We start from the raw sequence: 15,020 nt of genomic DNA, 5'->3' as shown, positions 1-15,020 counted from the left end.
TAAAGTGTCGTACTTTTGCCCTCAACTTTACTATAATGTTAAACTAAGAATCTCATTCGATGAATTTTGTAGAAGAATTAAAATGGCGTGGAATGGTGCATAACATGATGCCCGGCACCGAAGAATTGTTGGAAAAAGAAATGGTTACGGCTTATTTGGGTATCGACCCTACCGCCGATTCCTTGCATATCGGTCACTTGTGTGGTGTGATGATGTTGCGGCATTTCCAGCGTTGCGGACACAAGCCTTTGGCATTGGTAGGCGGAGCTACCGGTATGATTGGCGACCCTTCCGGCAAATCGCAGGAACGGAATCTGCTGGACGAAGAAACCTTGCGCCATAACCAAGAGTGCATCAAGAAGCAGTTGGGCAAGTTTCTCGACTTTGAGTCGGATGCCCCGAACCGTGCAGAACTGGTGAACAATTACGATTGGATGAAAGACTTTACTTTCTTGGACTTTGCCCGTACGGTAGGCAAGCACATCACCGTTAATTATATGATGGCGAAGGATTCCGTGCAAAAACGTTTGAACGGCGAAGCACGCGACGGACTTTCATTCACCGAGTTCACCTATCAATTGCTCCAAGGATACGACTTCTTGCATTTATACGAGACTCGCGGATGCAAGCTCCAGTTAGGCGGAAGCGACCAATGGGGTAACATCACTACAGGTGCCGAATTGATTCGCCGTACCAACGGAGGCGAGGTATTCGCCTTGACTTGCCCGTTAGTGACAAAAGCCGACGGTACCAAGTTCGGAAAGACCGAAAGCGGAAACGTATGGCTCGACCCGCGTTACACTTCTCCGTATAAGTTCTATCAGTTCTGGCTGAACGTGAGCGATGAAGATGCCGAACGCTACATCAAGATATTCACTTCACTCACCAAAGAAGAAATCGATGCATTGATAGCTGAACACAGAGCCGCTCCGCATTTGCGTGCGCTTCAGAAGCGGTTAGCGAAAGAAGTTACCGTCATGGTACACTCTGAAGAAGACTACAATGCAGCCGTGGAAGCATCGGGCATTCTTTTCGGAAACGCTACTTCTGATGCATTGAAGCGTTTGGATGAAGATACATTGCTTTCCGTATTCGAAGGTGTACCTCAATTTGAAGTGGCTAAGGCTGAGATTGAAGCAGGCATCAAAGCCGTTGACTTATTCGTGGAAAAAACCGCTATCTTCCCCTCGAAAGGCGAGATGCGCAAAATGGTACAAGGCGGAGGCGTATCGCTCAATAAAGAAAAGCTCACCGCATTCGACCAAGTAATTACCGCCAATGACTTGCTTGACGAGAAATATTTGCTCGTTCAGCGTGGTAAGAAGAATTATTACTTGATTATCGCGAAATAAGATTTTTAGAATCGTGAGGCTGTCTCAAAATGAGATTTGCCTATCAAAAAGTAATGTCATTCTGAACGCAGTGAAGAATCTCGTGTGCGTAAACTTGCGTATTCGAGATACTTCACTACGTTCAGGATGACAAAATGAAAGCTAAATTTTATTTTGATTCACCCTCTTTGCGTTTAATTTTTTGTTAGATAAGTTTCTAGTTCAAAATGCAATGTTAAATCATTGTGAATGGTAAAACGATAAGAAGAGATGATATGAGTATAAAAGCTCATGGATGTTATTTGTCATGTTTTATCATCATATATTTTTATCATCATAGTTGTTATTTTTAATTATATAGTTTCATAAAATAGCCATTTAGTTATTTGCAAACCATAACTTATTTTTAATATTTGGTGCAAAATTGTAACTTTGTATCGTAATTAATTATTAAATTTTAAAGAAGATATGAAAGCAAAAAACATTTGGTTATTGGTATTGCTTGTTATGACGGCTATATCATGTAAGTATGATGACGGCGAATTGTGGGATAAAGTCAATTCGTTAGACGACCGGGTTACTTCAATTGAGGAAACATTGGAAAATCTGAATGAACAAACTTCTTCATTACAGACTTTGATAAATGGAATTGCAAATCGTGTTTACATTTCAAGTGTGACAAGCACAAATAATGGTTACACAATTGAATTTTCCGATGGAACGGCAGCTACTATTACTAATGGAGCAGATGGTGCAGATGGAGTGGATGGTGCTGACGGAGCAGATGCTCCTGTTATTAGTATCCAAAAAGATACAGATGGTAAGTATTATTGGATTCAGGTTATTGATGGTGCTGTATCATGGCTAGTAGATGATGCGGGTAATAAGTTGCCTGTTTCAGGAAAAGATGCCATAACTCCGAAGCTGGAAGTAAATGCAAATGGTTTCTGGATTGTAAGTTATGATAATGGTTTGACATTTACAGAAATATTAGATGAAGCAGGTAATCCGGTGAAAGCTGTTGGTAAGGACGGTGAAGATGGTGCTGACGGAGCGGATGGTTCTGATGGTGCTCCTGGCGCTAACGGTGATTCATTCTTTAGTTCTGTAAAGATAGAAAACGGATATTTGGTACTGGTATTGGCTGCAACAGGCGAAGAAATCTCTATGCCGTTTGATAACAATGCAGCTATCGGTATGCCGGATAGTAAAGCAGGTGCAACTCCGACTCTTCAGGGCGAATCTAATTTGACTATTCCTCAACCCGCATTTTATGTTGATGAGAATAATGAGGATATATTAAATATGAGTTTGACTGGTATCCAGATTCCGGGAACTGACGAATGGATGGAACTGTTTGGAACAGGACATGCAAGCCAAAACATTTGGGTAGAAGTCGACGGCAAACCGAAAGCAATTTCTGTAATCAATAGTGAAACTGTACAAGCAAAATCACGTGGTGCTGTATCGCGTACAGCTTCTTTCGTAAGTCAGGCAAAAGCTGATGTGGTATTCTTGGTAGATAATTCTGGCAGTATGAGTGAAGAAGCCAATACAGTTGCACAGGAAATTATAGATTGGTCTACTACTTTGTCACAAACGATGGATGTACAATTCGGTTGTGTCGGTATTGACCATAATTATGTGAATGGAGCTATCGATATTACAACGGTAGAGGCATTGCATGATTATTTGAATAACCGGAGCGGACATACTTACGGAATATACCGTACTACAGGTTATGTAGATGCTAATCTGGAAACTAAAGCCGCAGCATATAACAATGCAGGAGGCGAATGTGGTGGTATCATGTTACATTTTGCCGATGAAAACTTTACTTTCCGTCCAGGTGCTAACCGCATTTACGTACACTTTACAGACGAACCTAACCAACCCAATGGTAATGGGGGATGGTCAGTTGAATCAGTAAATACAAATTCATCTTATTATAATTGGGGAGCTACTAAGGGTACCATTCATACTGTATTTAGTGACTTAAATAACTATCGTCCTGATACATACAAATGGATCCAGTTAGAAGATGAAGATCCACGTCTGTTCGCTACTTATACAGGAGGTACTACGATAGATACAAACGCTTCGTTTACTGATGTATCGTTAGAAGATCTGCCTGTAACGGGTGCTATTAGTAATTCATACATTGTTAAAATGAATTTCACGAGGGATATGTTGACAGGTAAGCATACAGTAAAGATTGTCATCAAATCGACCGATGGAAAATATCAAGCAGAAATTATATTTAAAGATGTAGAGTTTGTTACTTCTGCATCATAAACGGTTTTTTATAACTTTTTCTATCATCGGGGCAGCGCGTTCAGCGTTGCCCCGATTTAATTGTATATAGTAAATATATTAAAAAAAAGGGCTGTCTCGAAAAGACAAATAGCCTATCAAAAAGTAATGTCATCCTGAGCAAAGCGAAGGATCTCGTGTGCATCAGCTTGTGTTTTCGAGATTCTTCACTATGTTCAGAATGACAAAATGAAAGCCTATTTCTATTCAATAGTCGGAACATCCGTCATCTGCCCAGCGTGCCCATACTTCGTAAAAGGCGGGCAGGTGATAAGAGGGATCGGTAAACGCATACCCGAAATCATTCGGGACGAAGGTAATGAGCTTGTGCTCTTTATGGATAAGTGGCATAATACCGCCTGTTCCGTCTTTTTTCAAAGCACAATCTAAGATGTGGCGTGCATCGGCAAGGTAGTTGATGCCAGTTTCATTCCCCCAGCGGTTTGATGCGAAAATCAGCGAAGTGATGAAGTAAAGTTCGCCGTCCGAAGCAGAACCACCGTCGATATGGCTTCCGTCCGTGCGACAGCACCAGGCGAAATATCCTTCCGAAGGACCTTCTTTGTGTTGCATATAGGTTTTGCTCCAGCGCCAAAGGCGGTCGAAGATGTCTTTCCGATCAAACTGGACGGCTATCATCATTCCGTATGACATACCTTCGCTGCGCACATCGTTGTGTACGATGTCGCAGATATAAGCTGTGGAGTCATCAGGCTCTACATAGACTTTATTCTTAGGCGAGAAGATTCCGTTGAAAACGGTTTGTACTCGTTTGTCGATTTCTTCTTGTTATCAATTTGTCTAAATCGAAAGGAAGTGAACGGTATTTCTTTGCAAGCCTCTTGAATTCTTTTCGAAATATAGCCGAAAGTTTAATTGTAATATCCTTCATCTTGCAATTCTTTTTTAAACTCATCCCATGTTTGAAGTTCTTTTTTCCCTTCCCTATGCAACTTCAGTTCCCGGCAAGCCTCGGCAAAGTCGGCAAGGATTTCCTCTTTAGTCTGTACAGGTTCTTCTTCCGCCTCCCTTTTCTTAGTCACTAATTTCTTGGTATAGGCAAGGAGTTTTTTCAGGCTGTTCTCATCATCGGCAAGGTAACCGATTTGACGAAGTAATTCGGCACTTGTATTCAGAGTTGTTTCCATAATCCATGTGTTTAGTTGTTACTTTTACAAAGATAGCACATTTTGGTTTCCTTTTCTTGAAATTTTCCGTAATTTAGCGCACAAAACGATAAATATAGAGAAATATGAAAACCAATGTTTGTAGAAGACTGATGTTTGCCGTATGCTTTGCCGCGGGCGTGGCGGCTTACGGACAAGACGCTACGGGACACGTTAATCCGTTCCTGAGCGAATTTAAAACGCCTTACGGGGTTCCTCCTTTCGAACAGATTACCATTGCGGATTACCGTAAAGGGTTCCTGAAAGGAATGGAAGAACAAAAGAAAGAGATTGATGCGATTGTAAATCAACGCTCGATGCCCGATTTCGAGAATACCATTGTGGCACTCGACCGGAGCGGAGCAATGTTGCAACGGGTTGCATCCGTATTTTTCGGACAGAGCGGATGCAATACGAATGCCGAAATGCAGGCTTTAGAGCAAGAAATGGCTCCGTTGCTTTCGGCACATTCCGATGATATCACGTTAAACAAGCGTCTGTTCCAGCGGGTAAAGGAAGTATATGAGAACCGTGAGAAATTCAACCTTGACAAGGAACAGATTAAATTATTGGAGAATACATACAAGGACTTTGTTCGAAGCGGAGCCAACTTGAGCGATGCCGACCAGCAGAAGCTACGTGCCTTGAACGAAAAGATATCGATGCTTCAGATTACGTTCGAGCAGAATATGCTGAAAGAAACCAATGCGTTTAAATTGGTCATTACGGACGAAAAAGACTTGAGCGGATTGCCAGCCAGCCTGATTGCCCAAGCCGCCGAGACCGCTAAGAGCATGGGCGAAGAAGGCAAATGGGTGTTTACATTGCACAATCCCAGCATCATGCCTTTCTTGCAATACGCCGATAACCGCACCTTGCGCGAGCGTATCTATAAGGCTTATATCAACCGGGGAAACAACGGAAACGATGCCGATAACAAGCAGGTGGTGCGCGAATTGATTACTGCCCGTTTGGAGAAAGCCAAATTGATGGGGTATGAAGATTATGCCTCCATGGTATTAGAAGACCGTATGGCAAAGAACGAAAAGAACGTGTACGACCTGCTCGACCAGCTTTGGACGCCCGCATTGGCTAAGGCGAAAGAAGAGTTAGCCGACATCAAGGCGGAAATCAAGCGCGAAGGCAACAATTTCGAGCCGGAAGGTTGGGACTGGCGTTATTATTTCGAGAAGGCGAAAAAGCATAAGTACGATATGGACGAGAATGAAATCCGTCCGTACTTGGAACTGAACAATGTGCGCGAAGGTGCTTTCTATATGGCGAACCGCCTGTATGGCATCACGTTCCGTCCTTTGGAATACATGCCGAAACCTCATCCCGAAGCGCAAGTGTTCGAGTGTATCGACAAAGACGGAAAACCCTTGGGCATCCTTTACTTCGACTTCTTCCCGCGTGCCAGCAAGAGTGGGGGAGCATGGTGTGGAGGCTATCGTCCCCAATCTTACGATGAGAATGGCAATAAGGTCGTGCCTGTAGTTACGATTGTATGCAATTTCACTAAACCTTCGGCTGGAGAACCGGCGTTGTTAAGTCCTGATGAGGCTACCACGCTCTTCCATGAGTTCGGTCACGGATTGCATAGTCTGTTCCGCGATGTACATTATCAAGGCGTAAGCGGAGTGCCTCGTGATTTTGTGGAACTTCCTTCTCAAATCGACGAGCATTTCACTTTCGAGCCGGAAATGTTGCAGGTGTATGCCAAACATTATCAAACCGGTGAGGTTATCCCGACCGAATTGATTGAGAAATACGACAAGAGCAGCAAGTACGGACAAGGTTTTGCTACGGTGGAATACCTTGCCGCGTCGCTCCTCGATATGGATTTCCATACATTGAAGTCGGTGCCTGCCAATATGGATGTCATGGAGTTTGAAGCCGAAACTTTAGGCAAGCGTGGCTTGTTGAAGCAGATTCCTTCCCGTTACCGAACCACGTATTTCTCGCATACTATGGGTGGAGGCTATACCGCCGGATATTACAGCTACATCTGGGCGGAAGTGCTGGATTGTGATGCCTTTGGGGCATACGTAGAGAGCGGAAACCTGTTCGACCCCGAAGTGGCAAGCAAGTTCCGTAAGTATGTCCTGACTCCGGGCGGCATCGATGACGCTATGGATATGTACGTCAACTTCCGTGGCAAAGGTCCCGAAATCAAGTGGTTGCTCGAAAAGCGTGGCTTGGATACGCCCACTCCTTTGAAACAAGATAAAGAATAATCATTGATAATTAAATATGAATGTCCGCACCAATGTAGGGGTGTATCGCATACGCCTGAAAACATCCGCGTAGATAAGTGTGTGCATTCGGGCGTATGCAATACGCCCCTACAGTTAATTTGCTGAAATGCGGACGTTCATATAATTAAAAACGCATACGGGTGCATTGGCTTACGAAGCAGGCTTCGATAGCTGATGCACCCGTATGAATTGGCTGATGCAGCCGTATGCATTTTTGTCAGTAGCTAAGTGCCGGATTGGCAGGAAGCATATAAAAGCAAGAGGTATTCTCAGCTTTATGCCAAGAATACCTCTTTGGTAAGCATTAATTACTTAAAAATCTTGTCTGTTTAAAGAAGCGGGTCTGTTCAGAGCCGCTTCTTTATTTAGAGAGAGATATTGCTATCTATTAAAGATTTTTCTTTACGAACGGAATAACAACTTCAGTCTTAACTCCTAAGAAGTCAGTGAATGTCAATGTGATTGTACCACCATTGTCAGAAATTACACCGCTTGTCGGAGTAAGAGTGATGAAGGATTGAGCATACGGAGATGCAACGTGTGCAGTCTTAGTAATGGTGATAGCAGAAACACCATCGCTTGTTGCTTCCATTTCATATCCAATTTGAGTTCTATTTGTAGGAGCACCTGCGACGAGATCTTGAACACCGCCTAAGAGGCCTAATACATTGAATTGACCCCAAGTAGCATGATCTAAGTCACCAATTTCTATATTTTGAGAGATGAAACGCAGTGCTAAACCTTTCTTCTTATCAGAATCTGTAGAACCGGTACCCTTAATAGTGCTTGTTACGCCATCCAATTCTGCCGGACCAGTAGTTTCATTACCGTCCTTATTGTACCAAACGTAAGTAACATCTTCAAAGATAGACTTGATATGAACTTTCACATTTTCTTTCTTAACAGTAAATGCAGGAACATTACCGATTGTATATTGGAAGTCAGCTGTCATATCTGCTGCTGGCAGGTTACCATTTGCATCAGCGATACTTGCTTCAGCTTTTAATACGAAGTTTGCATTTACTTGTTGTGCTATCATCAAAGGATTATTATCACTTGTTCCATTGATAGCATTGATCATATTGCCATCAATATTAGCACCGATGTAGTTAACTTTGATATCATCAGCGATTGCTCCAGAACCAGCTACGGCTGCATAAGCATCCATAGAGATTTCAGCGCGACGGTTTGTTCCAGTACCACGAACATCAACAATACGAGTTATGTAAGTGTCGTTGTCCCAAGTTTGAGTAGGTTGAGAGAACAAGGCTTCCCAAGCAGGCAACTGAACATCTACAGGAACATTAACAGTCTTGATAGTCTTATAAACAGGATCAGTAGGAACAACACCAACTTCTCTATATAATTTAATAGACAACAAGTGCTCACCTAACGATGCGAAGAGGTTATAGTTCGTTACAGGAATCTTAGCATACTTAATAGACTTCACTGCTTCACCGTCATTCCAGTCATTAGCATCGATTTCTTGCGTACAAGCAGCATCTGAATAGTAAGTGATACCACCTGCAATTTCTCCATTCAAAGCTCTCAAATTTGTTTGAGTAAGAACGAAGGTATCATCTGTATCTTCGATATCCCATACAATGTTATTTCTGCTATCAAGCGCAATAGCATCTTCATCGCTCAATGAAGTGAATACGTCACCCAAATTGATAACTACACTCTTATCAGCAAGCGGAGTTACAGTATAAGGCATCGGAGCCAATTCGGTAATCTGAGCAGGATCAGCTTGCTTGAACACAACTTCAATAACTTCTGTTTCAGAAATATTTCCGTTAACGTCAATCAATGTTACTTGCAATTTAAAACGACGACTTTCTGCATTTGCACCGGCTGTAATCGTTCCGTCTTCATTAATCTTCACACCATAAACATTAGCATCAGATTGAGAACTCGGGTCAATTTCAACCTTCATATCATAGATACGGCCATCCAAATAAGTCATTTGGTGAGTACCTGTAGGAGCTTCCCAATAGTTTTCTCCTCCGATAACAAACTTGCTAGGTTGCGGTTTCTCACACTTAGTTTGAGTATCAGCTTTCAGTTGTGTATCAATAACAAAATTATAGTCAGTAACGACTGTACCGTCAAGAGCTAAAGCATATTTTACGTTGTGATTGCCGTCAGCAGTAGCGAATGATTCGATAACTTGTCTGTCGGTCAAATCGCTGTTCAATTGGATACCCAATACATAGTCACCCTGTTTTACGTCATCGTATGTGATGTCAGCGGCTCTTGAACCACTATGCAACGGACCATTGTCTTGAGACTTGTAAACGACTACTTTAGCAGGAGCTACAACGCCTGTAGAAGAAACCAAAGTCAATTCGTTTTCGTGAGCTTTCAAGTCGAAGTTAATCGGACGTACAGTCACTTCAGCAGCTGTAGTCTGACCTACAACCAATGTACCGCTTGCGATATTGCCCTTAGGACCGTCCCATGCAATATCTTTAGTTGCTCTTGCCCAATGAATACCGTATGATTGTTGATTGTCAGCAGCAGCCAACAAACCGACTTCTGTAAAATAGAAGCCATCGCTTCCGTTGTTAGCGCTTTCTAATGTGATTCTTACATCAGCAAAAGCCTTAGCGAAAGTTACTTCTTCGCCGTTAACCATAACGGTGTAAGTTTCGTTGCCCGGGATAGTGCTTTCGATGATAGTAACGTTGCTTTCAACGTCTACTTTCAAGTCTTGAGCTTCTCCGTTGATATAAAGAACGCCGTCGATAACTTCGATTTCCGGAATTTCAGGAGTTTCGCCACTTTCACCAGCCGGCAATTCGATAGTAGTAGCAGTTCCGTCAACCGTCAAAACCAAATTATTTCCTTCCAAAGCCAAAGTCACTTCATTCACTCCGGTTTTGTCGGGGATGTTGTAAGTTACGGTGTTTCCACCAGTAGTAACGCTCAATACGCCATCAGCGAAAGAAACGTTCTCTACATAACCGCCCAAAGCGTCAACCTTTGTCTTCAAGTCGCTCAAGTCGCTAGCAACTTGGTCGATTCTCTGACTCAAATTGTTGATGTCATCATCGTAGTCCTTACATGAAGTAAAAGTTCCAGCCGAAGCGAACAGAAGCGCTCCGAACAGCAGTGCACTTAAATACTTTTTTCTCATAACAAAATAAATTTAATTTATAAATTAAAAAACTCAAATCGTTCTAACTCAAGTCGTTACAAACAATTTCCTAATCTGCCGAAACTCCCGAATCCTTTTTGTCTTGTAACCGCGCCGGAAACTGACGTAGGTATGGGTAAGTAGTTGATAGATAGTGAATTAATCCTAGGCTTCAAGAGGCTCGGAACTCACGCGGCGCAAATATGTGCCGGTTTTGTAGTCCAAAACCTGACGAGTGTTTGGTATGAGAAAATTAGAAAAGAAAGGCTTATTGATAAATCAATGTGGAAAGATAGTTTTCATCAAACATTTCATTGGCTATATCCTGCAAATAGGATGCAGTTAAAGATTCGATGCGCTGGAAAAGTTTTTCTTTAGCTTCATATTGTTTATAATGAAGAAACGATTTTGCCATATCAAGGGCATTGCTTTCAAAATTGTCGCTTGCCACACCGATTTGTCCGATAATTTGTTTCTTCGCAGCGTTTAGGCGTGATGTGGTTAACGGTTGCTCGCGCAGGTTGCGCAATTCTTTCTGTACCAATTCGATGCATCGGTCGGTATCTTTAAGGTCACATCCGAAATAAATGCAAAATGTTCCTGTATCAGTATAGGCAGTCAGATTGGATTCTACGCTGTATACCAATCCTCTTTTTTCGCGCAAAGCTACGTTCAACCGGCTGTTCATGCCCGGTCCGCCTAAAATATTGTTCAACAGATAAAGTCCTGTACGTCGTTCATCGTAAGCATTGTATCCGCGTCCGCCTATCATTACGTGTGCCTGATGCGTATCTTTGTGCAAAACGACTTGACGAGGATGATAAGGTCCGGGGGCTTGACGGGTGTAATTTTCTGTTGTGCTAAAAGGGATTCCAGCCGTCACTTTTTCCATACTCCGCACAATGCGGTTGAAGTCCAGATTGCCCTGCACAAAAAAAATCAGGTTATCCGGTTTATAATAGCGGTTGACAAAGCGTAAGGCATCTTCGCTCCGGAAATTCCGAAGCTGTTCAGGCTTGCCTAAAATATTCCGCCCTAACGGGTGGTCGGGGAAAATCAATTCTTCGAAATCATCGAATATCAGTTCGGCTGGGCTGTCTTCGTAGCTTTGTATTTCATCGATGATGACTTCCACTTCTTTTTCGATTTCATTTTGTGGGAAAGTACTGTTGAATACAATATCAGTCAGCAATTCTGCCGCACGCAAGAAATCTTCTTTCAAGAAAGCGCTATAGATGACGGTTTCTTCCTTATTGGTATAAGCATTCAAGTCCCCGCCTACATTTTCCATCCGGTTCAATATGTGCCATGCATGGCGTTTGCGGGTTCCCTTAAATATCAGATGTTCAACAAAATGCGCCATGCCTTGTTCGTCTGCCTGTTCATCGCGTGTTCCAGCATCAATGGCATAACCGCAATATGCCACATTGATTGGGTTCTGCTCGTGGATAATGCGTATTCCGTTGGGTAAAGTAACAGTTTGATAGCCCATGTTTTTTCTGTTAGAATAAATTCGGATGCAAAAATACAATAATACTCATTGCTTTTGCAGAAAAAATGCAGATATTTGCAAGTAAGTTTTGAGTTTATAAACTTCATACACATGAACAAGATAGCATTATTCTGTTCCGCATCCGATTCAATAGCCCCGATATATAAGGAAAAAGCAGAAGAATTGGGCGCATGGATGGGCGAACATCATAAATGGCTGATATATGGCGGAGCAAATACCGGTCTGATGGAGGTTGTAGCCGAAGCTGCCAAGGCAAAAGGGGCTATGCTTATGGGCGTAGTGCCTACTAAACTCGAAGAACGGAGTATGGTGAGCGATAAGTTGGACGTAACATTCCACACCGTTAATCTGAGCGACCGGAAGGACATTATGTTGCAAGAAGCCGATGTGGCGGTTGCTTTGCCGGGAGGAGTCGGTACGTTAGACGAGATATTCCATGTCATGGCTTCAGCAACAATCGGGTATCACGGAAAGCAGGTCATCTTTTATAATATCAATGGATTTTGGAATGACATCCTGCATTTTTTCCATACGCTTGAAGAAACCCGTTTTGCCCATCGCCCGCTGAAACAATATTATAAGGTGGCAAATACCTTCGAAGAATTGGCGGAATTGCTGATGTAAGACACCGACGATATGAGATAAACTATTAATTGTTAACTATTAATTATTCACTGAAGAAATGGATTCCATTCATGAATTGCTGCGCCGCGAAGCGCAAGCTGTGCTTAATATCCCGATAACCGATGCCTACGGAAAAGCAGTCAGTCTGATTGTGGAACAAGTGCATCAAAAGAAAGGGAAACTGGTGACTAGCGGCATGGGAAAAGCCGGACAGATTGCCATGAATATAGCCACTACATTCTGTTCTACCGGAACTCCTTCGGTGTTTCTTCATCCCAGTGAGGCACAACATGGCGATTTAGGCATCTTGCAAGAGAATGACCTCTTGCTTTTGATTTCCAATTCGGGGAAGACACGCGAGATTATCGAACTTACCGATTTGGCAGAGCGGCTCAATCCGAATCTGAAAAAGATTGTGATTACCGGCAATCCGGACAGCCCTTTGGCAGAGGCGGCAGATATTTGCATCGCTACAGGCCATCCCGATGAAGTCTGCCCGCTAGGCATGACTCCTACCACTTCTACTACCGTCATGACGGTTATAGGCGATATTCTTGTGGTAGAGACAATGAAGCAGACTGGCTTTACAATCGAAGAATACAGCAAACGGCATCACGGTGGATATCTGGGTGAACGTTCGCGGGAATTGAGCAAATAATTCTAAGAATCAATAATATATAAACCATGAAAAGAAAAGTAATAGGTATAGGAGAAACCATTCTCGACATTCTGTTTCGTGATAACCAGCCTCAGGCAGCCGTGCCGGGAGGTTCAGTCTATAACGCTATGATATCGTTAGGAAGAATGGGCATGGATGTGACCTTTATCAGCGAAACCGGAAACGACCGTGTGGGGGAAATCATCTTGGAAAATATGCGTGCCAATGGCGTGCGTACAGACAGCGTCAATGTTTTTCCCGATGGAAAGTCTCCTGTATCTTTGGCTTTTCTGAATGAGCATAACGATGCCGAATACATCTTTTATAAAGATTACCCCCGCCAGCGTCTGGATGTCGTTATGCCCGATATCCAGGCAGATGATATCGTGATGATAGGTTCTTATTTTGCCATTACACCTGTATTGAGAGACAAAGTTAAAGAATTGCTCGATTTGGCTCGCGAACGGGAAGCTATCATTTATTATGATATTAATTTCCGCAGCACGCATGCCAATGAAGCTATCAAGCTGATGCCCACTATCCTCGAAAATTTCGAATACACCGATATCTTACGTGGGTCTACCGAGGACTTTCGCTTTATGTTTGGTCTGGATAATCCGGAGCGCATTTACCGGGAGAAGGTAGATTTCTATTGTAAGTCGTTTATCTGTACCGATGGTCCCCGTGATGTCCGTCTTTTCACAGGAAACTTCGACAAGCATTATCCTGTGCCTCAGGTCAAAACGGTAAGTACCATTGGAGCAGGCGATAACTTCAATGCCGGCATTGTATATGGATTGATAGCCAACCGCATCCGCCGTTCTGATATAAGTGGATTGAGTGAAAAGGATTGGGATGAAATCATTGCGTGCGGTATGGCTTTCGGAAGCGAGGTGTGCCAAAGCGTATCCAATTCCGTCTCGCTGGAGTTTGCAGAGAAGTTCCGAAAGTAGCTTTCTCACCGCAGATTACGCAGATTAAAACAATTGGATTATCGTAGGGGCGTATCGCATACGCCCGAATGCGCACACTTATTCACGTGGATGTTTTCAGGGCGTATGCGATACGCCCCTACAGTTGGTACTTTGCGGATATTCATTTATTATAAACCGTTCCGCAGGCGGGTAGTGTTACAAAAAGTCATAGAACGCTTGTCGTTGATTGACAATGCAAAGATAAGCCGGAGAACTGGTAGGCGGAAGTACGTTCGGAACCGTTTCAAATCTGTTCGGAATCTATTCGGTTTTTCTTATGCTGATGCTTCCGAGATGCTATATATAATATAATAAGGAGTAAGGAATCAAACTGGCTTGTTAGCCTAAACCCTAAGGAATATGACAAAAACATTGCACAAATCCCCGTTTTTTGAGCATTGCTCTTGTCTCTATGTTAATAAATATAAAATTAGCCGAACTTTTTTGTACGAAGGTATACATGTATAAAATAAAACATTTACATTTGTGCCTTGAAAGTTGTCTTCTAAAACAAAATTTGTGAATGAAAACCTTTTGAAAGCAGCGAGAGACGTATCCGGATACGGATTTCAACGTGATTAAAAAAGGAAGAGTTCTATGGTAAAACTGCTGTGTCCCGAAATACGGAGCGTTGGAAGCTGATTTGGTCAGTAACCGGCGCGGTTACAAGACAAAAAGGATTCGGGGGTTTCGGCAGATTAGGGAATTGTTTGTAACGACTTGAGTTAGAACGATTTGAGTTTTTTTAATTTATAAATTAAATTTATTTTGTTATGAGAAAAAAGTATTTAAGTGCACTGCTGTTCGGAGCGCTTTTGTTCGCTTCGGCAGGAACTTTTACCTCTTGTAATGATTATGATGATGACATCAATAACCTGAACCAACGGGTTGATCAGATTGCATCAGACTTGGCTGACCTGGAGACCAAAGTAAATGCTTTGGGATGCGTGGAAAGCATCGAGTTCAGCGATGGCAAATTGATCGTTCATACACCGAACGGAGACGTTTCAGCTGCTATGCCTGAATGCACCGGCATTAAAGAAG

The 15,020-nt window shown here is 42.8% G+C and carries 10 protein-coding genes and 1 pseudogene; 7 read left to right on the top strand and 4 right to left on the bottom strand.

Features of this window, described 5'->3' with window-relative positions; translation table 11 throughout:
• Positions 1–59: 59 nt before the first annotated feature.
• Positions 60–1,352, top strand: coding sequence for a tyrosine--tRNA ligase (gene tyrS, locus B5F91_RS09810; RefSeq protein ID WP_087428916.1), 1,293 nt, complete (start codon positions 60–62; stop codon positions 1,350–1,352).
• A gap of 447 nt (positions 1,353–1,799) precedes the next feature.
• Positions 1,800–3,626, top strand: a complete 1,827-nt coding sequence (locus tag B5F91_RS09805; RefSeq protein ID WP_087428915.1) for a PL29 family lyase N-terminal domain-containing protein — start codon at positions 1,800–1,802, stop codon at positions 3,624–3,626.
• Positions 3,627–3,851: 225 nt separating this feature from the next.
• Here the strand turns inward: B5F91_RS09805 and B5F91_RS09800 are convergent, their stop codons facing one another.
• A complete protein-coding gene (locus B5F91_RS09800) occupies positions 3,852–4,313 on the bottom strand; it encodes a glycosyl hydrolase family 8 (protein WP_255376665.1) in 462 nt (153 codons plus the stop codon).
• Between the two features lie 203 nt (positions 4,314–4,516).
• Positions 4,517–4,792, bottom strand: coding sequence for a hypothetical protein (locus tag B5F91_RS09795; protein WP_087428913.1), 276 nt, complete (start codon positions 4,790–4,792; stop codon positions 4,517–4,519).
• A 104-nt stretch (positions 4,793–4,896) separates the two neighbouring features.
• Between B5F91_RS09795 and B5F91_RS09790 the strand changes: the two genes are divergently transcribed.
• Positions 4,897–7,047, top strand: coding sequence for a M3 family metallopeptidase (locus B5F91_RS09790; RefSeq protein WP_144025100.1), 2,151 nt, complete (start codon positions 4,897–4,899; stop codon positions 7,045–7,047).
• A 409-nt stretch (positions 7,048–7,456) separates the two neighbouring features.
• Here B5F91_RS09790 and B5F91_RS09785 read toward each other — a convergent pair whose 3' ends face one another.
• Both B5F91_RS09785 and B5F91_RS09780 read right to left on the bottom strand, forming a co-directional pair.
• Positions 7,457–10,207 carry a hypothetical protein gene (locus B5F91_RS09785; protein WP_087428912.1) on the bottom strand — a complete coding sequence of 917 codons (2,751 nt, stop codon included), beginning with the start codon at positions 10,205–10,207 and terminating at the stop codon, positions 7,457–7,459.
• Positions 10,208–10,475: 268 nt separating this feature from the next.
• Positions 10,476–11,699 carry a pitrilysin family protein gene (locus B5F91_RS09780; protein ID WP_087428911.1) on the bottom strand — a complete coding sequence of 408 codons (1,224 nt, stop codon included), beginning with the start codon at positions 11,697–11,699 and terminating at the stop codon, positions 10,476–10,478.
• Between the two features lie 111 nt (positions 11,700–11,810).
• Between B5F91_RS09780 and B5F91_RS09775 the strand changes: the two genes are divergently transcribed.
• The 4 genes and pseudogenes from B5F91_RS09775 to B5F91_RS09760 form a co-directional block, all read left to right on the top strand.
• Positions 11,811–12,344, top strand: a complete 534-nt coding sequence (locus B5F91_RS09775; RefSeq protein WP_087428910.1) for a TIGR00730 family Rossman fold protein — start codon at positions 11,811–11,813, stop codon at positions 12,342–12,344.
• 58 nt (positions 12,345–12,402) lie between these two features.
• A complete protein-coding gene (locus B5F91_RS09770) occupies positions 12,403–13,002 on the top strand; it encodes an SIS domain-containing protein (protein WP_087428909.1) in 600 nt (199 codons plus the stop codon).
• 26 nt (positions 13,003–13,028) lie between these two features.
• A complete protein-coding gene (locus tag B5F91_RS09765) occupies positions 13,029–13,955 on the top strand; it encodes a carbohydrate kinase (RefSeq protein ID WP_087428908.1) in 927 nt (308 codons plus the stop codon).
• Positions 13,956–14,749: 794 nt separating this feature from the next.
• Positions 14,750–15,020, top strand: a pseudogene (locus B5F91_RS09760) (hypothetical protein); the annotation flags it as partial.

The organism is Bacteroides sp. An322 (assembly GCF_002161765.1).
GTDB lineage: Bacteria > Bacteroidota > Bacteroidia > Bacteroidales > Bacteroidaceae > Phocaeicola > Phocaeicola merdavium.
The sequence above is the reverse complement of the archived record's forward strand: the minus strand, read 5'-3'. Positions and strand labels throughout refer to the sequence as shown.